The organism is Polaribacter sp. IC073 (genome assembly GCF_007997075.1).
Classification (GTDB): Bacteria; Bacteroidota; Bacteroidia; order Flavobacteriales; family Flavobacteriaceae; genus Polaribacter.
On the sequence record NZ_VORS01000004.1, the window covers coordinates 165,987 to 186,776 of the forward strand.

The window sequence follows — 20,790 nt, forward strand, 5'->3', positions numbered from 1 at the left end:
TGGGTATTGTCTTTTTAGACAGTACTCACTTTTTTCTTTGAACCCTTTTATGTAGATTGCATACTTTAAAAATTACTTTTGAAACCTAAAAAAAAAATACCTAAAACCTTTATTAGCTTTTTATTAGCGTCGGTGCTTATTTGGCTTCTAATAACACTCTCTAAAGAATATGTTACCAGTATTTATTTTCCGATAAAGTACGGTAATCTTTCTCAAAATAAACTTTTACAAGGAACACCAGTAAAGGAGTTAGAGGTGGTGGTTAAGGCAAACGGATTTAAGATTCTTAGAACGCGAGTAAATACCAAAAATATTGGTGTGCATGCAAACGCATTAATTCAGAAAAAGGGGACAAAATATTATATACTTGTTAAAAAACAAAAACAAAGCATTCAAAAGCAATTGCCTTCTGGGGTGGTTTTACAAGAAATTGTTAGAGATACTTTGTTTTTAGAAGTTAGTAGTTTGGTTTCAAAAAAACTACCTTTAAAACCAGACGTAAAAATAAGATACCAGGTAGGTTATGATCTTTCTGAAGAAATTAATGTAGCACCAGATAGTATTATTGTTTCTGGGCCAGAAAACTATATTTCTGAAATAGATGAAATAACACTTTTGCCAATTGTGTTAGAAGGTGTAAAAGCAGATTTTAGCAAGAAAGTTGCTGTTAAAATACCAAAAGGGATAAGAAATTTAAAATTTGAATCGAAAGAAATAATAGTTTCTGGTAAAGTAGAAAAGTTTACAGAAGGTACTCTAGATATTAAATATACCATTACAAACGTTCCAGAAGATCTTACAATAAATACCTTATCTAAAAAGGTGCAAATTACTTTTATTATTGGCTTGTCTCGTTTTAATACAATAGATGAAAATTCATTTCAAATAGAATGTGATTATAGCATGTCTGCATTTAATAATTTAGGTTATTTAATTCCTAAATTAGTGCACAAGCCATCAGAAATAAAAAGCTATAAAATTATACCAAATAAGATCGATTTTTTAATTCAGCATTAATATGGTAGTAGGTTTAACAGGCGGTATTGGAAGTGGGAAATCAACAGTAGCCAAACTGTTTAAAAACTTTGATACGGTTGCAGTGTATATTGCAGATGTTGAAGCAAAAAAACTTATGAATTCTTCGGATGAAATTCGAACAAAACTTACAGAAGCTTTTGGCGAAGAAACTTATATAGAAAATCAATTAAACAGGCCTTATTTAGCTAGTATTGTTTTTAATAATAAAGAAAAACTTAACGTTTTAAATAGTATTGTACACCCTGAAGTAAATAAACATTTCGAAGCATTTATTCAAGAGAACGCTCATAAAGCTTACATTCTTTATGAAAGCGCTATTTTATTTGAAAGTAATAATCAACATCAATTTGATTTTATAATTTCTGTATTTGTAGCTGTAGAGGAAAGAGTTATAAGAGTTTTAAAGAGAGATCATTCAACAAAACAAGCAATTTTAGACCGAATTAACAATCAATGGAAAGAAGATAAAAAACTGCTTTTATCTAACTACATCATTGAAAACCATACACTTAAAGAAACAGAAGCTGCTGTTAAAAGGATTCATAATATTTTAACACAAAAAGTAGTAACTTTTTTATAAAATATATTTTTTATGTTAAATAAGTCTTAAATTTTTAATAAATCTGTTAATTTAGGTTAAAATCAATAATTACAACTTATGAAAGTAGTAAATTTGATTTATGCGCAAAAAAATATTTATTCTTATTGTTGTTTTAATGAGTGTTTCCTTGATAGGAATTATCACTGTACAGCTCTACTGGATTAATAATGCGCTAGAAAGTAAGAAGGCACAATTTAAAAATGATGTTCAAAAATCTTTGGGTGCTGCAACAGAAAGAATTAATGAAAAAGAACAAGCAGAATTTCAAAAGAAAATAGAAGGTCTTATTGCCCAGAAAGGATTAGCCGACAAAGCACAATTAAAAAGTTACTTAATACAACAAATAGATACTACAACTAAAGAAAGAATTACTTTTGGAGGTACTTTTTTAGAAGAAAATTTTAAACTACCTACAGATTTTTTAAATAGTGATTCTATAATTTTTAAAAGAGTAACAGGAAAAAAAGATTTTTTTAAATCTTCCATTATAAAAAGTCCAGATACTTATTTTTCGAAAACACATGAAGAAAGATATTCATTTATAAAATCCTATTCAGAGTTTGACAGAATACAAACTACAGAGTTGTTAAATGACGTTAATCGAAAGAAATTAATTCATGAGAGAATTAGTAATAGTGAATTAAATAAAACGATTAAAGAAGAGTTAGTCAAAAGAAATGTTCATTTAGACTTTAAATATGGTGTTTATAGTATCGATGAATTGGCAACAAAGTTAAAGTCTGGTTATTACACAATAAACACAAAAGACAGTTACAAATATCCTCTTTTCTATGATTCTTTTGGCAATATAAGTTATAATTTACATGTTACTTTTCCGGATAAAAATGAGCATATTTTATCTGGAATTTCAACTATTTTATTGCTTTCATTATTCTTTATTTTTATCATTATTATTGCTTTTTCTAGTTCTTTATATCAATTAATTAGACAAAAAAAGATTTCTGAAATAAAGACGGATTTTATCAATAATATGACACATGAATTTAAAACACCAATTGCAACAATTAATTTGGCTTTAGATTCTATTAAAAATCCTAAAATTTTAGGAGATGATGCAAAAGTGTTGCGTTATGTAGAAATGATTAGAGAAGAGAATAAGAGAATGCACTCTCAAGTAGAGAATGTACTAAGAATTTCTAGATTAGAGAAAAATCAGATCGATTTAAGTAAGGAAACCATAGACTTACACGACACAATAGAAGATGCAATTACGCATGTAAGTTTATTGGTAGAAGATAAAAAGGGAAAAATTGCAACACATTTAGAGGCCATTGAATCTGAATTACCTGGGAATCAATTTCACCTTACAAATGTTGTGGTGAATATGTTAGAAAACGCCATAAAATATTCTGAAGGCGCTCCGCTAATAGAGGTGTACACAGAAAGTACGGACAAGTTTTTTATTTTTAAAATAAAAGATTCTGGAATAGGAATGAGTAAAACAGTACAGAAACAAGTATTTAATAAGTTCTACAGAGAACAAAAAGGAAACATTCATGATATTAAAGGTCATGGTTTAGGGTTAGCTTACGTAAAAGAGATTATAGAAAAGCACCATGGAACTGTATTTGTAGAGAGTGAGAAAGGAAAAGGAAGTATGTTCACGGTAAAATTACCTTTAATTTAAAACAAAAAACAATGGGAAGTAAAAAGATTTTGTTAGTAGAAGACGATCCTAATTTTGGAACGGTTCTAAAAGATTATTTAGCATTAAATGATTATAACGTAACACATGCAAAAGACGGAATAGAAGGTCTTATTATGTTTAAAAATAGCGATTATGATTTGTGTATTTTAGATGTAATGATGCCTAGAAAAGATGGTTTTTCTTTAGCACAAGACATTAGAGTTACGAACAAAGAAGTGCCAATTATTTTCTTAACAGCAAAAACATTAAAAGAAGATGTTTTAAGAGGCTATGCTGTTGGGGCAGATGATTATTTAAATAAACCTTTTGATTCTGAGGTTTTATTACACAAAATTAAAGCAATTTTACAACGTAAAGAAATAGACAGCTCTCCCGAAAGTGAGCAGTTTGAGTTTACTATTGGTAATTTCTTCTTTAATTCTAAATTGCGTCACCTTACTGTTGGTGAAGAGGGTGAACCAATTAAATTATCGCCAAAAGAAAGTAAATTGTTACGCATGCTAGCCATACATAAAAATGATTTAATGCCAAGAGAATTGGCCTTAACAAAAATATGGCGAGATGATAATTATTTTACCTCTAGAAGTATGGATGTGTATATCGCAAAATTGCGTAAATATTTAAAACTAGATGACAAAGTAGAGATTTTAAATATACACGGAGAAGGTTTTAGATTGGTAGATAAAACTTAAATTCATAAAACTTCCTCATTAATATAACTCAGTTTGTAAAACAAGCTGAGTTTTTCGTATTTTTATAGCATGGCAGAATTTATAAAAATATATAACGAAAACCCCAATCCTAAAGAAATAGCCAAAGTTGTAAAAGTTTTACGAGCAGGCGGTTTGGTTATTTACCCAACAGATACTGTCTATGGTTTAGGTTGTGATATTACCAAAACCAAAGCTTTAGAAAAAATTGCACGAATAAAGGGCATCAATTTAGAAAAGGCAAACTTCTCTTTTATATGTAATGATTTAAGTCACCTTTCAGATTACGTAAAGCAAATAGATTCTGCTACTTTTAAGGTTTTAAAGAAAGCTTTACCCGGGCCTTATACATTTATACTTCCCGGTAGTAATAACCTACCTAAAGTCTTTAAAAAGAAAAAAACAGTAGGAATTAGAATTCCTGATAATAATATTATAAGAGCCTTAGTTGCAGAATTAGGCAACCCTATAATGTCTACTTCTATTAGAGATGATGATGATGTCTTAGAATATACTACAGACCCAGAGTTGATCTTCGAAAAATGGCAAAGTTTGGTAGATGTTGTAATTGATGGTGGTTACGGAGGTAATGAACCTTCTACAGTAATCGATTTTACAGATGAACCAACCGTAATTAGAGCGGGAAAAGGAAGTGTAGCTATTATTTAATTTTTTTTAATTTTTCTGGTTTCACAAGAACTCTTTAAATAAGTAAAATAGTGCCGATTATAAAATTAACTACAGAAATTAACAACGCGAATATAGAAATAGTTTTTGATTTGATTAGAAGTATCGATTTGCATAAAATTTCTACTAAAAAATCAAAAGAAGAAGCTATTTCAGGAAAAACTTCAGGATTAATTTCATTAAATGAAACGGTCACTTGGCGAGCCAAACATTTAGGATTTACGCAAGAACTTACTTCTAAAATAACCGATTGTATTTTTCCGGTGTTCTTTGCTGATGAAATGGTTAAAGGAATTTTTAAAAGTTTTAGACATGAGCATTATTTAGAAAAGAAAAACGAAAAAGTACTTGTAAAAGATATTTTTGAATATCATTCTCCACTGGGTTTCTTGGGAAGAATTGCAGATTTTCTATTCTTAAAAAGATATATGACCAATTTTTTAAAAGAAAGAAATGAAGTCCTTAAAGAGTTTGCAGAAACAGATAAATGGAAAAAAATTATCGAGCTTACTTAAGTTGGTCAAACTTTTTTCTTCCCAATATAAAATATTGCCATACAATACTAGTGTGTAAATTGTAGTCTTGTTTTTTCTTCAGTTTTTTTCGTTTTCCTAAGAATTTAAAAAGGTTTTTGTAAAAACTAACATGTGCTTTTAAAATGGCAAGTGTATGTATAGGTCTTAACTCAATTAGAAACTTTAAACCTGCAATTCCGTCTAAAATTAAACGAGAAAAGAGCACGAATAAAAACCATTTCTTAGGAACGTTTTTTACTACGTTTAACAAACTATTTCTAAAATTTAAAAATGTTTTCTGTGGATTTTTTTCTTTTAAAGTTGCGCCACCAACATGATAAACAGTGGATGCACCAACATATTTTACCTTATAACCTCTATTTTGAACTCTCCAACACAAATCAATTTCTTCTTGATGTGCAAAGTAGTCTTCGTCTAAACCATCTAATTGATGATAGACTTTAGAACGTATAAATAAACAAGCACCAGAAGCCCAAAAAATTTCAGAAACATCATTAAATTGTCCATTGTCTGTTTCTAAATTATCAAAAATACGTCCTCTACAATATGGGTATCCATAAAAATCTAAAAATCCGCCGGCAGCACCTGCGTATTCAAATTTAGTTTTGTCTTTAAAATCTAATAATTTTGGTTGAATAATAGCTGTATTCTCTTCCTTTTTAAAAACGTCTAAAACAGGTTTCAGCCAATCTTGGGTAACTTCTACATCAGAATTTATAAGACAATAAATATCTGCATCAACGTTTGCCAAAGCATCATTATAACCTTTTGCATACCCCTCATTTGTAGTGTTTTCTAGTATCTTTATAGTAGGGTAAAATTCTCTTACATACTCTATAGAAGTATCTGTAGAAGCATTGTCTGCAATATAAATTTCAGCCAATTCAGAACTAAAATGAACCACAGAAGGCAAAAACTGTTCTAATAGTTTTTGTCCGTTCCAATTTAATATGACGATTGCTGTTTTCAAGGGGGCAAATTTACTGTTTATAAGTCAGTTTTTATCTAATTATTTCTTAATTATATAGACTTTTATCAGTAGTTTTTAAACTTTTTTTTTACTTCTAAAATGATTAGAAATACATAAGAAGTAACAAGTATTATTTGTAATCTGGAATTTCCTTTAGAAAAATATAGGTTTCATTTTCAAAGTCCATTTTACAGTAAAAATGCTCTAAACCGTTGGTAACAATTAAGAAATTAGCCCTTAGTTTTAGGTTGTAACGTGCAATTTGATCAAAAGTAGCTTGTGTTATTTTAATTTGGGGAGCTTTACATTCTACTATAATATCTGGATTTCCTTCTTTATTAAACACCAAGATATCTGTTCTTTTTATGCGGTTATTAATTGTTAATTGCTTTTCTAAGGCAATTAAAGATGTTGGATATTTTTTCTCTTTAATTAAATACTGCACATAATGTTGTCGAACCCATTCTTCTGGAGTTAAAACCATATATTTTTTTCTAAGATTATCAAAAATAAGCGTCTTATTTTCGTTACTTTTGAGTCTGAATTTATAGTTTGGTAGGTTGAGTTTTTGCATCAATCAAAAGTAAGAAAATGAACGAAATAAGAGACATTGTTTCAGATATTAAAAAAGGGATTGTAAAGCCTATTTATTTTTTAACGGGTGATGAGCCTTATTATATAGATAAAATATCTGATTATATAGAAGATAACATTTTAGATGAAGCAGAAAAAGGCTTTAATCAGCAAGTAATGTATGGCAGAGACGTAACAATAGAAGACATTGTTTCTGCTGCCAAACGTTACCCAATGATGGCAGAAAGACAAGTTTTAATTGTTAAAGAAGCGCAAGATTTAAGCAGAAATATAGAGAAGTTGGTTTCTTATGCAGAGAATCCGCAGCCTTCAACTGTTTTAGTTTTAAACTATAAGTACAAGAAATTAGACAAACGTAAGAAGTTGCACAAAGCAATTGCAAAGACGGGCTTTATTTTTGAAAGTAAAAAATTATATGAAAACCAGGTTTCAGATTGGATTCGTAGAATTTTAAGTGGAAAAAAATATCAAATTGAACCAAAAGCATCTTTAATGCTGGTAGAGTTTTTAGGAACCGATTTAAGTAAAATTTCTAATGAATTAGATAAGTTAATGTTGGTTTTGCCAAAAGACACTATTATTAATGACAAGCACATAGAAGAGAATATTGGTATCTCTAAAGACTTTAATAATTTCGAATTGCGAAAAGCAGTAGGAGAGAAGGACATTGTAAAAGCAAATAGAATTATTAATTATTTTGCTGAAAATCCTAAAAATAATCCGTTGATTATGACAATTTCTTTATTGAACGGCTATTTTACGCAACTTCTAATGTTTCATGGTTTAAAAGACAAATCTAAAAGTTCTGTAGCGAAGAGTTTAGGTGTAAATCCGTATTTTGTAGATGAATATTTTTTGGCGTCAAGAAATTATCCAATGCGTAAAGTGGCGCAGGTAATTGCTTTTTTAAGAGAGGCAGACATCAAAAGCAAAGGTGTTGGAGCAAACCAATCTAGCGAAGATATTTTAAAGGAATTGTTATTTAAGATTTTGCATTAAAAATCGAATTAGAAATGTAAAATATTTTTGACAAAGAGATTACAAGTAAAGTAATTAATAGAGGTAAAGAACTAACTGCAGCAACACAACCAAATTGGAGCAAAGTGTTTGTAGAACAAATTCTTGCGAGCAGGTGTATACAGACAAACATCCAAAACCTAACCTGTTAGCAAAATTTATGCAGACAACAATGGTGAAAAAGTTTGTTGTTTCAGCAAAACCATAGGCCATAAACAGAAGAACTGTTCGTATTTTTTAATAGTTGAAGAAAAATATGTTGAAAGTGAAAAGACAAGATAAATCAACTTTTTAAAACAAACGCAGAAACTGGAAGGAACTTACTTTGATAACAAAGAAGCTCATTATTTTGGAAAATTAACAACAAATCAATGGAATAATTTTTAGGTCATTATTTAATTCAATTTGGCCTTTAGTCTTTTTAGAAGTATTTTAAAACCTTATTTTCATTGCTATATATAACTTAATAAAACATAAAAACATGAAGATTTTTTTAATTATTTTAGGTGTTATTTTTTTTATTTTTATAGGAATTCAAATTTACTTTTACCAAAGTAGTCACAATATTGAAGGATACAAGTACACTGTTTTAAAAACCTATAATAATTTTGAAGTTAGAAAATATGAAGCAAGTTTATTTACTTCTGTAAAATTAGATACAGACGATTATAAACAAGCAGCTAGCAAGGGTTTTTCTATATTAGGAGGCTATATTTTTGGTAAAAACTAGAAGAAGGAATCTATTTCTATGACGTCTCCTGTGGCCATGTCTTTAGAAAAAAAGATGACAGTTATGTTTTTAGTGCCACAAAAATTCACTAAAGAAAGCTTGCCAAAACCAGAAAATTCTGATATTCAGTTTATAGAAGTTCCAGAAATGAAAATGGCAGCAATTACTTTTGGTGGTTGGGCAAATGATGAAAAAATAGAAAAGTATAAATTAGAATTAATAGCTCTATTAGATGAAAATAATATAAAATATACGAACAAGTTTTCTGTATTAGGTTACAATGCTCCTTTTGAAGTTTTGTTTCGTAGAAATGAAATTATTGTAGTGTTGGAGTAGTTTTTTTTAAGATTAGGTGCTCTTTTTTTAGGACTAAAGTTATCATACATAAACCCAGCAATAAAATATTAAAGTTTTACACAAGAAGACTCAATTTAACTGTGAATTTCTTAAAGTCTAGTTTTCGCTATTTCCCTAAAGACTCATAAAAATAGAAAAACCAAACCTTTTTCTATTGTTGGCGATGTTAATTACAAACGTGTGGGTATAAATAAATCGTTTTATAGAGTAATTTTTAGGTTGCCTCAAAAAATAAATATAGGATAAAAGAAGTCTTGCTCAATATAAAAAAAGAGCAAGGCTTTACTCGAGTTTTAAAACCATTAATCCATCACAAACTTAAAACCAGCGGTAATAATGCTAGAACTAAAAGAAGTATCCCTATCATATTTATAAAATTTTAAATCAATGCTTTTTAAACCAAGTTCCCAAATGTGTGCTTTCGTAAAAATATCTGTGTAAGAAAGCCCAAAACCAAATTGATTAGCTGCGTATTTAGATAGATCATAGTCAGAGGTGTAAAAAGGATCTGTAGAGAGCGCACTTTCATAAGGTTTAAAATAATCTGCTGCAGTTTGGTTGTAATATCGATATGACGGATATAATGTAAACCTATTACCAATTTTTATTGGCACTTCAATACTTGCTGTGTGCGAAGTGATGCCCCAGTCATCGTAATAGTAGCGATAGAAGGCTCTAAGAGTAACTATTTCATTTAAATACCAATTTAAACGACCACCTGCAGCGACTTTAAATCTTGAATCTGGTAAACGTTCAATATCATCCGCTAGTTGAAAATTATCAATAAATGAATCTGCGATATCACTAAAATAGACCCTTTGAAAAGGAGTCGATAATAAGCCATCTTGTTTTACGAAGTCTAAAGCTACTGAACTCTGCAGTTTTTTATGCAGTATTTGGGAAAAACCAAAACCTAAGGAATACGAGTTTCTACCAGTGCCATTTAAAGGAACAAAAGCAGGAGCGTAATTTGTATTGCCGGTTATTGTATAATTATTGATGTTAAAACTATCTTTACCTCCATTAGCACTTCTCAATTCTATAGGGTAAAGTAACTTCCAAGAGTCTATATATACATTACCCTGTACACTTACTTCTGTGTTTTTTTCGTTAAAAAGCTTGGTATAACTTCCGCCAACACCTAAAGAAAAATAATCATATTCAGAAGAAATGGCAATTTTTGTAGACCAAATATCATTTCTATCATCAGAGCTATGCGTATAACTTCCCGTTATATTTGTCCAAAGGTCACTACTAGAAGCACCAGAAGAAGCTTGAAAAGGATCTGCTTTACCATCATCAAAAGGGTTAATATTACTTGAAGATGCAGAGGTATAGGAAGAAATACCTGCGTCAATTGTTAGCACATCATCATCATTTAACGGCATGGAAACCACAAAGGTTCCTGTAACGTCAGATAACGATTCCGATCCAATACCACCACTTACAGCAGCATTGTCTCCATTTTGCGTATAGTAACTTGTTAAGAAATCTACCTCCGTAGTTTCGAGTACACGTTTTTTGTAGACTTTAGGAGCGTCTTGTTTTGTTTGTGAATTCACTTTTACAAAAGCAAATACACAGATAAATAGAATTATTTTTTTCAATTGATTGTTACTAATTTATTATTAAAATCCACTTTTCAGCGGAATCATTTTTAGTTTGATTTCAGTTTTGTTTTCTAAAAAAGGTTTCCCTTAATTACAACCACAGCCTCCACCAGTTTTACCTCCATTTGCACCAACGGCAGCTTCACGATAAGAATGTGCAGTTGTAACATTACGGTCACATTTCTTTTCTGAAAGTGCCATATCTGGGTCGTTTAAATTTACTTTCTCATATTCCTTAACCACTACACAACTACTAAAACTAATTGTTATCCATGCAGCGCAAATACAGTTTTTAATCATAATTTATCGATTTCTATATTCTTTGATGTTGTAATATTTCCTTTATCATCAATGATGATGCATTCTATTTTTAATAATTGATTGATACGGTCTACCCCTGCTTCTTTCCCCATTACAAATACAGAGGTTGCTAGTGCGTCGGCTAATTCTGCTTTAGGCGCAAATATTGTCACACTTACAATTCCGCTAGAAGGATACCCGGTTCTAGGATTTATAATATGTGCATATCGTTTGCCGTTAAAGTTTACGTATTTTTCATAATTTCCAGAAGTTACCACCGCACCATTACTTAATGGAAATAAGGCGAATACCTTGTGCTTGTTTATTGGATTTGTAATGGCAACTTGCCACTCTTTACCATTAGGTTGTTTTCCCCAAGTACTCATATCGCCAGAAGCATTTATTATGCCAGCAATTACTCCTTTTGAAATAAGGAGTGTTTTTGCTTTATCTGCGGCATACCCCTTACCGATAGCTCCAAAACCAATTTTCATTCCTTTTAATTTCAAAAAAACCGTGCTTTTAACTTTGTCTACAAGAATATTTTGAAAACCAACTTTTGCTATGGAAGCTTTTATTTTTTCTTCTGAAGGCATTATTTTCATACTGCCATCAAACTTCCAAATTTTATCCATAGATGCATAGCTAATATCAAAAGCACCATCAGTAATTTTTGAAATTCTGATAGCTCTTTCAATCAGACTTAAAAGTTCAGTATCTACCTTTACAGGGCTAATACCTGCGTTTTTATTGATAGCAGAAGTTTGCGAATTAATATTCCAAGAAGAAATCAGTTTTTCAATTCTTGTAATTTCAGTAACTGCTATATCTATATATTTATTTGCTTCAGCAGAATTATTTACTACTACAGTGATCTCAAAACGACTCCCCATTAATTTAAGCACTCGTTTGTATGTTTCTTGAGCCGAAAAAGCAAGAGAAGATAGTAATAGAAAGGAGGTAAGTAGTGCTTTCAATTTATTCTAAAAACGTATTTAATTCTTTAATGTAACTCTCTGGTGTTGTTCTTTTGTAACTTGTTTCGCCAAGTACTCTACCGTATGAATCTAATACAACTACAAATGGAAAAACACCATTTTTGTTATAAGTTTCAGCCAATTTGGCATTTGCAATAGCTTGAGACTCTGGCAATGCATTTTTCTTTCTCTTCGGAAAATCTGCTTGCAGCATTACATAATTTTTTTTTGCATATTTTTTAAAAGTATCTGTACTCCATACTTCGCGGTCTAATTTAATACAAGGCGCACACCAATCTGAACCCTGAAAAACGAGTACAATACGCTTGCCTTCTTTTATAGCGATTTCTTTTGCGATGATAATATCCGTTTCCCATTCTTGCGCAATTGTAGCAGTTACATTTACAAATAGTATTATTACTATTGCTATTATCTTTTTCATTTTATAGTTTATTTATTTTAGATTTTGTCAAAAAAGGATGCCATGACCTTACAACGAAAGAACTCTTTCTTTGTTTTAAAGAGGAGTCCTTTTAAAAAATATTTTTAATTAATTTAGGTTTTCATCTGAATCTACTATTACGAAGTTGAAGAAAACAGCTCTTTGTATTTTACGAACACTTTGTTATATAGTAGAATAAAATAAATATATTGTTTCTGATGTTCGCATTAATTATGTGCAAGGTATTCTTAATTCTAGAATGTTTTAATGACTTATATCAGTTATTAGCGAAGTACTATTTTTTGAAGAATAAATGAACAACAGAAACAACTGTTATTCATAATAAAAAACCTCACTTTTAATTTGAAGTGAGGTTTTTGTTACTATTTATAAATTTTGACGTATAAATCTTTGTAGAGATCTTTAATAATAGCTCTCTTCATTTTCATGGTTGGTGTTAAGTGACCACCATCTATGGTCCAAACATCTGGTGTTAATTCAAAACGTTTGATACGCTCCCATTTACCAAAATGCGTATTGCATTTATCTACTTCTAGTTGTATTCTATTTATAACTAATTCAGACGTTATAATTTCTTCATTCGTTTTTCCAATTTCATGTCCTTTTTTATCTATCCAATCTTTTATAAAATCGAAGTTTGGCTGAATAATTGCTGCGGGCATTTTTTCACCCTCACCAACAACCATAACTTGCTCTATAAATAGCGATTGTTTTAATTCGCCTTCTAATAAAGGAGGTACTACATATTTACCACCAGAAGTTTTAAACATTTCTTTGGTTCTTCCTGTAATTTTTAGGAAACCTTCCTCATCAAACTCACCTTTATCTCCTGTATAAAAATAACCATTTTTTAAAACTTCGGCAGATTTTGCTTCATCTTTAAAATAACCTAACATTACGTTTGGTCCTTTAACTAAGATTTCTCCACTTTCTGCAATTTTAACTTCTACGTCTTTAATAACTTTACCTACAGTACCAACTCTAAAACCTTTGTTTCTTTGATCGTTAACGGTAATTACAGGCGATGTTTCTGTAAGACCATACCCTTCCATTATTGGCATATTTGCTGCGGCAAAAATTCTTGTAAGTCTAGGTTGTAATGCTGCACTACCAGAAACCATTAATTTTAATTCGCCACCTAAAGCTGCTTGCCATTTAGAAAAGATTAGTTTTCTAGCCAAACCTAATTGTTTTTCATACCACCAGCCATTCTCTCCGTTTGGTTTGTATTTTAAACCTAAATTTACTGCCCAAAAGAAAAGTATTTTTTTAATACCAGACAAATCTTCCCCTTTTAAAATAATTTTATCATAAATTTTTTCATATAAACGAGGTACAGCTGTCATTACATGTGGTTTAATTTCTTGTGCATTTTCAGAAAGTTTTTCTATGGATTCTGCAAAATGGATAGATACACCACAATATTGATAGAGATATACAATCATTCTTTCGAAAATATGACATATCGGTAGAAAGCTTAAACCTATAGAATTACCGTAATCTAAAGGAACTCTTTCTTTAGATGCTAGTACATTCGAAACGATATTTCTATGAGATAGCATTACACCTTTTGGTCTTCCGGTGGTGCCAGAAGTATAAATTAAAGTTGCTAAATCATCTTGTTTTACTGCCTTTTTTCTTTCTTCTACTTCTTTTTGGTTGCTTTTATTTTTACCTGATTCTAAAATTTCTTTCCAAGACTTTTCACCAGCAATCTCATCAAAAGTATAAACACCTTTCAACTTAGTGTTTCCTTTTATTTTATTAATTTTTTCTAGAACATCAATATCAGAAACAAAACAATAAATAGCTTCTGAGTGATTTAAGACATACTCATAATCTTCTTTAGAAATTGTTGGATAAATAGGTACGTTTTGAGCACCAGTTTGTAGAATACCAATATCACAAATGTTCCATTCTGTTCTATTATTCGAAGATATTATAGCAATTTTATCATTTGGCTTTATCCCCAAATTTAGTAAGCCTCTACTAAATTGGTTTGCTTTGTCTACATATTCTTGAGAAGAAGTACTTTCCCATTTATTGTTGTATTTGGTAACAAGTGCTTTTTTTAAATTATAAGTTTCTAATTGGTAGTATGGAAAATCAAATAATCTAGTAATTTCTATCGACATGAGTTCTAATTTGTGTATTGCAAATTAGGAAAATTACTGCTATTTAGCAAATACTTATTTTAGTAGTTTATTAAATGCGAATTTACTATTTTAGAGGTGTTTTATTTTAAGATAATTAATTAATACACATCATACCTTATTATAAATATATTGATTATAAGTGGTTTAGTTGTTTTTTTTTAGAATAATATTTTTGAAGAAAAAAAAGTGTGTAAGAAAAATAGTGTAAAAAAATAAACTAGCTTCAATATAAGATAAAGAAGCTAGTTTTAATCTGGTCTGGGTTAGCCCCTAATCTAACCGTTTCCATTGACTGCAATTTAAGGTGAAGATTTCACATACATATACGTATAAATACCTAATTTTTGTCAATTGTATGTTTACTGAAACTTTTTCCATTGATTTTAGCATATTTTGAATCAATTTCATAGGCAACTTCCATATTAGAAATATTAAAGTCACCAGATACTTTCATGTATTTTATATTTAAATCCTCTTCAAATTTTGCATTTTTAAAAGAAACGCCTTCGTTAAACTGTGTATATTTAAATGTGGCCGTATCTTTAAATGTGGCATTAGAAAAGCTTACATTTCTATTAAATTTAGCATATTTAAAAGTAGCAATTTCGTTAAAAAGTGTAGCTGAGAAATTTACACCCTTATTAAATTCGGCATATTTAAAGGTATTGTCATCATTAAAAGTAGTACCAGAGAAATCGGTATCTCTTGCAAAATGAGAATATTTAAACATAGCTCTTTGTTCGAACTTACAATTTTTAAAGATTGTTATCTCTTCAAAATTTGCTGTAAAGGTGTAACCAGAATCCTCATCTGGTATGTATGCTAAAACATCATCTTTAAAGGTACAGTTTGTAAAATAAATTTTTACATCTATCCTCTTTTTCACCTCATTCGTTGTGTTTCCAGAGCTCCAGTTAAACCAAGTGCTCTTTTTATTTCTAGATGATTTTTCTATAGCATCATCCATATAAGTAAAATCTAGTACACCTTCTATTGTTGCACTTTCAATAGAGATCGATTTACCGGCCTTAATGTCTTTCATAATATCTGATGCTTTTACTGTTTTCTGTGCAAAAGAGATTGAAGTAACTAAAAATAAACTGATGGTTAATAAGGTGACATTCTTTTTCATTTTATGAGTTTTAAAGTGTTTTATTAAATGACAGAAAAAAAATGAAAATGTGACAGTTATTAGAGAATAAATGAAATTATAAATATTATTTTACTATTTTTTGAAGTGAAATGAATGGATTATTTGTGCGTTTCGATAATACTATTAATTAGTGTTAAGCCTATATCACAGCCATTTTTATGAGTTTATAATAAGGAATAGCAATAGCATTTTAAATTTTATTATAAATATTAATTCTGACATCAATAAAACTTAAATTAACGCGATTATCTTCTACAAGCTAAATTTCTAGGCATTGAAGGATATTCTACTTTAAAGTATCGAAAGTAAAAAGGATCTTTAATGAATGATTTAAATATTGAATTTAAAAAAGTTTTTATAAAAAAAAAGGCCGAAACTTAATTCGGCCTTTTAAACTTCATAACAACTGTGTTTCCACATTTTTTTATAAAAAATTAGATATTATAAAACATCCCCCTAAAACGTTTTATTTTAAATTAATTACAGTGTAAATATATAGGTATAAGTTGGTTATTTATTGTAAAAAATCGTAATTACTAGTATTAAATACTTCTTTTATAAGTATGAACTCATCTTTAAAATAATCTTTAAAAGATTGCGATGTAAACGACTTAAAATCTTTAGCAAAATGAGACTCATCATAATAGTCATACATATAAATTAAATCTTTTAAGTTTAATCTATTGTTTTCATATTGTTCCATTAATTTTTTAAAGCGGTGAATTCTTATATACTTTGCTGGTGTTAAGCCTACAATTTTTTTAAACTGCATTTCTAATGTTTTTTGGCTAAAGGGAATCTCTTTAAGCAAATCATTTACACTTACCAGACCTTCTTTTAGGTGTATTATGTGAATAAGTCTGTCTATTGCGGTTGTGTACTTATTTTCTGTTAAAGGTAAACTAATCAGAAGTTCTTCTAAATTATGAAATAGTTGATGGAAATTATTCTTATGACAGGTAAAAAAGTCTTCAAATTTATTTGAAAGTTCTTCATTTACTTGGTTGAAATTAGAACATTTATTAGTGAATTTTGAGACATCTAAACCTGTTAATTTGTGAAGAGCTGTCGGTTTAAAGTTTATACCGCAAGAAAAGCCAGATTGGTTAACACTAAGCTTATAAGAATTATAGAATTGTCCGTTTAAAACTAGGTTCTTTATAACTACATCATTATCGGTTAACAAAATTTTTTGTCCATTAGAAAAGATGTAAACTAAGCTATTAAAACCCAAAGGAGGTATAATGGCTTGCAATGGAATGATGTTTTCTGAATACGTAATATGATAAAACTCCTCTACTAGATGAGGAGTTTTATGAATATTGTAATAAGTAAGCTTCATAGAATGCAATTTTCTATCCTAAAAATAGAAAAAATATATTCTACAAAGCCTTTTTTATTGATATTAATTATTTTTTATTCTCAATCCACTCTTTAGCATTTACAAAAGCTTCTAGCCATGGCGAAACTTCGTCTTTTCTTCCTGCAGGATAATTTGCCCAATTCCATTGGAATGTAGAACGCTCTATATGTGGCATGGTTACTAAATGTCTTCCCGTTTTATCAGATAGCATTGCAGTGTTAAAATCAGATCCGTTCGGATTGTTAGGATAGCCTTCATACCCATATTTTGCCACAATATTGTAGTTTTCTTCAGCTTCTGGTAAGTTGAATTTTCCTTCCCCGTGAGAGATCCAAACGCCTAACTCTGTTCCTGTTAAACTAGATAACATTACAGAATTATTTTCTTGAATTTTTACGGATGTAAAAGAACTTTCGTGCTTGTTAGAGTCGTTATGCATTAATTTACCATGTACTTTATGATCTGGATTTATTAAGTCTAATTCCATCCATAATTGTGCTCCATTACAAATACCAACAGACAAGGTATCTTCTCTGTTAAAGAAGTCTTTTAGCGCTTTTTTTGCTTTGGCATTGTATAAAAATGCTCCTGCCCAACCTTTTGCAGAACCTAAAACATCCGAATTAGAAAAACCACCAACAGCACCAATAAACTGAATTTCTTCTAAAGTTTCACGCCCAGAAATTAAATCTGTCATGTGCACATCTTTTACGTCAAAACCAGCTAAATACATAGCATTTGCCATTTCACGTTCAGAATTAGAACCTTTTTCTCTGATGATAGCCGCTTTTGGACGAGATTGCTCCGTTCCGCTTGCAATGACAGGAAGTTTTCCTGTAAAATTCTCGGGGAATTTATAAGCTAAAGGCTGTTTTTTGTAATTATCAAATCTGTCTTGTGCTAAATTATTAGCCGTTTGCTTTTGATCTAATAAGAAAGAAGTAGTGTACCAAACATCTCTTAATTCTGCAACATCAAAAGAGAAGGTATCTTCATTATTTTTAATGTTTACTGTTCCGGAATTATTAGCTGTTCCGATATTAAAAATGGTAATTCCCATTTCTTCAAATTTTTCTTCTACAGAAGCATCTGCTTGAAAAACGATTCCAGCATTTTCAGAAAACAATACCTTAATAGAATCTTCTTCATTTAATTCAGAAATATTAAAATCTGCTCCTAAACTAACATCCGCAAAACACATCTCTAATAATGTTGTAATAAAACCACCAGATGCAATATCATGTCCTGCTTTAATTTTATCTGCTTTTATTAATTTTTGAATCGTGTTAAAAGTTTTCTTTACATAAGACGCATTGGTAACATCTGGAGCTTCATTTCCAATTGCATTTAATGTTTGGTTGAAAGAACTTCCTCCTAATTTATATTCATCTTGAGAAATATTAATGTAGTAGATATTTCCTCCGTCGACCTGTAAAATAGGTTCTACAACTTTACTTATTTCATTACAGTTTCCTGCAGCAGAAATAATCACAGTTCCTGGAGAAATTACTTCTCCATCAGTATATTTCTGTTTCATAGACAAAGAATCTTTTCCTGTTGGAACATTGATTCCTAAATCGATAGAAAATTCTGAAACTGCTTGTACTGCTTTGTATAAACGTGCATCTTCACCTTCATTTTTACAAGGCCACATCCAGTTTGCAGAAAGTGAAACACTTTTTAAATTGTCTTTTAATGGTGCCCAAATAAGGTTTGTTAAAGATTCTGTGATGGCATTTCTACTTCCAGCTTCAGGATCAATTAATCCAGAAATAGGCGAGTGTCCAATTGAGGTTGCAACGCCTTCTTTACCATTATAATCTAAGGCCATTACACCAACGTTATTTAACGGAATTTGTAACGGACCTACACATTGTTGTTTGGCAACTTTACCACCAACACATCTGTCTACTTTATTTGTTAACCAATCTTTACAAGCAACCGCTTCTAGTTGTAAAACTTGTTTTAAATAGATTTCTAAATTTTTTGTTTTATAACGAGGGTTCTTATATTTTCTTCCTACAGTACTATCTGTTAAAACAGTTTTAGGAGAAGCGCCAAACATGTCTTCTAAAGCTAAATCCATTGGTTTTTCACCAGTTTTTTTAGACTCAAAAGTAAATCTGTTATTTCCTGTAACTTCACCAACGGTATACATTGGAGAGCGTTCACGATCTGCAATTTTTTGTAAAGTATCGATATGTTTTTCTGCAATAACCAATCCCATTCTTTCTTGAGATTCGTTACCAATAATTTCTTTTGCTGATAGGGTAGGGTCTCCAATTGGTAATTTATCTAAATCGATTTTACCACCAGTATCTTCTACCAATTCCGATAAACAGTTTAAATGTCCGCCAGCACCATGATCATGAATAGAAACAATAAAATTCTCTTTACTTTCTACCATTCCACGAACTGCATTTGCAGCACGTTTTTGCATTTCTGGGTTTGAACGTTGTACCGCATTTAATTCAATACCTGAAGCAAACTCGCCAGTATCTGCCGAAGAAACTGCAGCGCCACCCATTCCTATTCTGTAGTTTTCACCACCAAGAATTACAATTTTATCTCCTTCTTTAGGCGTATCTTTTAAAGCTTGAGTTGCTTTTCCATAACCAATTCCACCCGCTTGCATTATCACTTTGTCATAACCTAATTTTCTAGGTTTAGAGGTACTAGAAGAAGAATTTTCTTCATGCTCAAAAGTTAATACAGAACCTGTAATTAATGGTTGTCCAAATTTGTTTCCAAAATCAGATGCGCCATTAGATGCTTTTATTAAAATATCCATTGGTGTTTGATACAACCAATCTCTTGCTTCAAATTTTTTCTCCCAATATCTTTTTTCGTCTAAACGAGAATAAGAAGTCATATAAACGGCTGTTCCTGCTAAAGGCAAAGAGCCTTTTCCGCCAGCAAGTCGATCTCTAATTTCACCTCCAGAACCTGTTGCAGCTCCATTAAATGGTTCTACTGTAGTAGGGAAATTGTGCGTTTCTGCTTTTATTGAAATAACAGAATCGAAATCTTCTGTTTGATAATAATCTGGTTTGTCTGCTGTTTTAGGAGCAAATTGTTCCACTTTTGGTCCTTTTATAAAAGCAACATTGTCTTTATAGGCAGAAACAATCTCATTCGGATTCTCTTTAGCTGTTTCTTTTATTAAATTAAATAAAGATGTTGGCATTTCTTCGCCATCAATAACAAAAGTTCCATTAAATATTTTATGTCTACAATGTTCTGAGTTTACTTGGCTGAAGCCAAATACTTCTGAATCTGTTAATTTTCTTCCAATTTTTGTAGCAACACTTTCTAAGTATTCAACTTCTTCATCACTTAAAGACAAGCCTTCTTCATTGTTGTAAGCGACAATGTCTTCGATATTTAAAACGGCTTCTGGTTTAATCTCTGTTGTAAAAGAATCTTGATTTAAGCCATTGAATTTCTCAGAAATCATTGGATCAAAGTCAGAAAATTCTTCTGTACTCGCAGTAAATTCTTCAATTCTAATGATGTCTTTAATTCCCATATTCTGGGTAATCTCTACAGCATTTGTGCTCCAAGGAGTAATCATTGCAGCTCTTGGGCCAACAAAATAAGTGTCAATAGACACTTCATCTATTTTTGGTTGATTGGCGAATAACCAAGTCAATTTAGAAACTGTTTTTACAGCTAATTTTTTTGTTGTTTGAACAGCGAATACTTTACTGTCTTTATTTCCAAAGAAATGAATCATTATCGTGTTTTATTTGGGTGTTGTTGTAAAATGCAAATTTACTTTTTTTCAATTGAATACGTAAGATTAATTTAATTGAAATTTTATACTTATTCACTTATTTATGAAACAAAAAAAAGACGA

At 30.3% G+C, this 20,790-nt stretch carries 17 protein-coding genes and 1 pseudogene; 8 read left to right on the forward strand and 10 right to left on the reverse strand.

Annotated features, from left to right (window positions below; all coding sequences use genetic code 11):
- Positions 1–78 precede the first annotated feature (78 nt).
- The 6 genes from ES045_RS07695 (at position 79) to ES045_RS07720 (ending at position 5,220) form a co-directional block, all read left to right on the forward strand.
- Positions 79–1,017, forward strand: a complete 939-nt coding sequence (locus ES045_RS07695; RefSeq protein ID WP_147114956.1) for a hypothetical protein — start codon at positions 79–81, stop codon at positions 1,015–1,017.
- Position 1,018: 1 nt separating this feature from the next.
- A complete protein-coding gene (gene coaE / locus ES045_RS07700) occupies positions 1,019–1,618 on the forward strand; it encodes a dephospho-CoA kinase (protein WP_147114958.1) in 600 nt (199 codons plus the stop codon).
- Positions 1,619–1,718: 100 nt separating this feature from the next.
- Positions 1,719–3,287: a sensor histidine kinase gene (locus ES045_RS07705; RefSeq protein WP_147114961.1), complete on the forward strand. Its 1,569-nt coding sequence runs from the start codon at positions 1,719–1,721 to the stop codon at positions 3,285–3,287.
- An 11-nt stretch (positions 3,288–3,298) separates the two neighbouring features.
- Entirely contained in the window at positions 3,299–4,000 is a 702-nt protein-coding gene (locus tag ES045_RS07710; RefSeq protein ID WP_147114963.1) for a response regulator transcription factor, read from the forward strand.
- Between the two features lie 69 nt (positions 4,001–4,069).
- Positions 4,070–4,687, forward strand: coding sequence for an L-threonylcarbamoyladenylate synthase (locus tag ES045_RS07715; protein ID WP_147114966.1), 618 nt, complete (start codon positions 4,070–4,072; stop codon positions 4,685–4,687).
- 50 nt (positions 4,688–4,737) lie between these two features.
- Positions 4,738–5,220, forward strand: a complete 483-nt coding sequence (locus ES045_RS07720) for an SRPBCC family protein (protein ID WP_147114969.1) — start codon at positions 4,738–4,740, stop codon at positions 5,218–5,220.
- Here ES045_RS07720 and ES045_RS07725 read toward each other — a convergent pair.
- Positions 5,213–6,211 carry a glycosyltransferase family 2 protein gene (locus ES045_RS07725; RefSeq protein WP_147114972.1) on the reverse strand — a complete coding sequence of 333 codons (999 nt, stop codon included), beginning with the start codon at positions 6,209–6,211 and terminating at the stop codon, positions 5,213–5,215. The genes ES045_RS07720 and ES045_RS07725 overlap by 8 nt on opposite strands.
- Positions 6,212–6,341: 130 nt before the next feature.
- Positions 6,342–6,785, reverse strand: coding sequence for a type I restriction enzyme HsdR N-terminal domain-containing protein (locus ES045_RS07730; RefSeq protein ID WP_147114976.1), 444 nt, complete (start codon positions 6,783–6,785; stop codon positions 6,342–6,344).
- A 17-nt stretch (positions 6,786–6,802) separates the two neighbouring features.
- Here ES045_RS07730 and holA point away from each other — a divergent pair, with 17 nt between their 5' ends.
- Both holA and ES045_RS07740 read left to right on the forward strand, forming a co-directional pair.
- Positions 6,803–7,804 carry a DNA polymerase III subunit delta gene (holA, locus tag ES045_RS07735; protein ID WP_147114979.1) on the forward strand — a complete coding sequence of 334 codons (1,002 nt, stop codon included), beginning with the start codon at positions 6,803–6,805 and terminating at the stop codon, positions 7,802–7,804.
- Positions 7,805–8,303: 499 nt separating this feature from the next.
- Positions 8,304–8,888: pseudogene (locus tag ES045_RS07740) on the forward strand (SOUL family heme-binding protein).
- A gap of 323 nt (positions 8,889–9,211) precedes the next feature.
- Here ES045_RS07740 and ES045_RS07745 read toward each other — a convergent pair.
- The 8 genes from ES045_RS07745 to purL all read right to left on the reverse strand — a co-directional run bounded on the left by ES045_RS07745 (position 9,212) and on the right by purL (position 20,667).
- A complete protein-coding gene (locus ES045_RS07745; protein WP_223267205.1) occupies positions 9,212–10,471 on the reverse strand; it encodes a DUF3570 domain-containing protein in 1,260 nt (419 codons plus the stop codon).
- Positions 10,472–10,606: 135 nt separating this feature from the next.
- Positions 10,607–10,819 carry a DUF4266 domain-containing protein gene (locus tag ES045_RS07750; protein WP_147114982.1) on the reverse strand — a complete coding sequence of 71 codons (213 nt, stop codon included), beginning with the start codon at positions 10,817–10,819 and terminating at the stop codon, positions 10,607–10,609.
- Positions 10,816–11,796 carry an FAD:protein FMN transferase gene (locus ES045_RS07755; protein ID WP_223267206.1) on the reverse strand — a complete coding sequence of 327 codons (981 nt, stop codon included), beginning with the start codon at positions 11,794–11,796 and terminating at the stop codon, positions 10,816–10,818. Before ES045_RS07755 ends, ES045_RS07750 begins: the two co-directional genes overlap by 4 nt.
- 1 nt (position 11,797) lies before the next feature.
- On the reverse strand, positions 11,798–12,238 hold the full coding sequence (locus tag ES045_RS07760; protein WP_147114985.1) for a thioredoxin family protein: 441 nt from the start codon (positions 12,236–12,238) through the stop codon (positions 11,798–11,800).
- Between the two features lie 383 nt (positions 12,239–12,621).
- Positions 12,622–14,394: an AMP-dependent synthetase/ligase gene (locus tag ES045_RS07765; protein WP_147114988.1), complete on the reverse strand. Its 1,773-nt coding sequence runs from the start codon at positions 14,392–14,394 to the stop codon at positions 12,622–12,624.
- A gap of 358 nt (positions 14,395–14,752) precedes the next feature.
- Positions 14,753–15,547, reverse strand: coding sequence for a pentapeptide repeat-containing protein (locus tag ES045_RS07770; RefSeq protein ID WP_147114991.1), 795 nt, complete (start codon positions 15,545–15,547; stop codon positions 14,753–14,755).
- Positions 15,548–16,082: 535 nt separating this feature from the next.
- On the reverse strand, positions 16,083–16,910 hold the full coding sequence (locus tag ES045_RS07775) for a helix-turn-helix domain-containing protein (RefSeq protein WP_147114994.1): 828 nt from the start codon (positions 16,908–16,910) through the stop codon (positions 16,083–16,085).
- Between the two features lie 67 nt (positions 16,911–16,977).
- Positions 16,978–20,667, reverse strand: a complete 3,690-nt coding sequence (purL, locus tag ES045_RS07780; RefSeq protein WP_147114998.1) for a phosphoribosylformylglycinamidine synthase — start codon at positions 20,665–20,667, stop codon at positions 16,978–16,980.
- Positions 20,668–20,790: the final 123 nt, after the last annotated feature.

What these genes read in the sequence shown, in the direction of transcription:
- holA (WP_147114979.1), top strand. Translation starts at nt 6,803, where the DNA reads ATGAACGAAATAAGAGACATTGTTTCAGATATTAAAAAAGGGATTGTA.
- ES045_RS07710 (WP_147114963.1), top strand. Translation starts at nt 3,299, where the DNA reads ATGGGAAGTAAAAAGATTTTGTTAGTAGAAGACGATCCTAATTTTGGA.
- ES045_RS07715 (WP_147114966.1), top strand. Translation starts at nt 4,070, where the DNA reads ATGGCAGAATTTATAAAAATATATAACGAAAACCCCAATCCTAAAGAA.
- purL (WP_147114998.1), bottom strand. Translation starts at nt 20,667, where the DNA reads ATGATTCATTTCTTTGGAAATAAAGACAGTAAAGTATTCGCTGTTCAA.
- ES045_RS07730 (WP_147114976.1), bottom strand. Translation starts at nt 6,785, where the DNA reads ATGCAAAAACTCAACCTACCAAACTATAAATTCAGACTCAAAAGTAAC.
- ES045_RS07775 (WP_147114994.1), bottom strand. Translation starts at nt 16,910, where the DNA reads ATGAAGCTTACTTATTACAATATTCATAAAACTCCTCATCTAGTAGAG.
- ES045_RS07765 (WP_147114988.1), bottom strand. Translation starts at nt 14,394, where the DNA reads ATGTCGATAGAAATTACTAGATTATTTGATTTTCCATACTACCAATTA.
- ES045_RS07750 (WP_147114982.1), bottom strand. Translation starts at nt 10,819, where the DNA reads ATGATTAAAAACTGTATTTGCGCTGCATGGATAACAATTAGTTTTAGT.
- coaE (WP_147114958.1), top strand. Translation starts at nt 1,019, where the DNA reads ATGGTAGTAGGTTTAACAGGCGGTATTGGAAGTGGGAAATCAACAGTA.
- ES045_RS07770 (WP_147114991.1), bottom strand. Translation starts at nt 15,547, where the DNA reads ATGAAAAAGAATGTCACCTTATTAACCATCAGTTTATTTTTAGTTACT.
- ES045_RS07760 (WP_147114985.1), bottom strand. Translation starts at nt 12,238, where the DNA reads ATGAAAAAGATAATAGCAATAGTAATAATACTATTTGTAAATGTAACT.
- ES045_RS07705 (WP_147114961.1), top strand. Translation starts at nt 1,719, where the DNA reads ATGCGCAAAAAAATATTTATTCTTATTGTTGTTTTAATGAGTGTTTCC.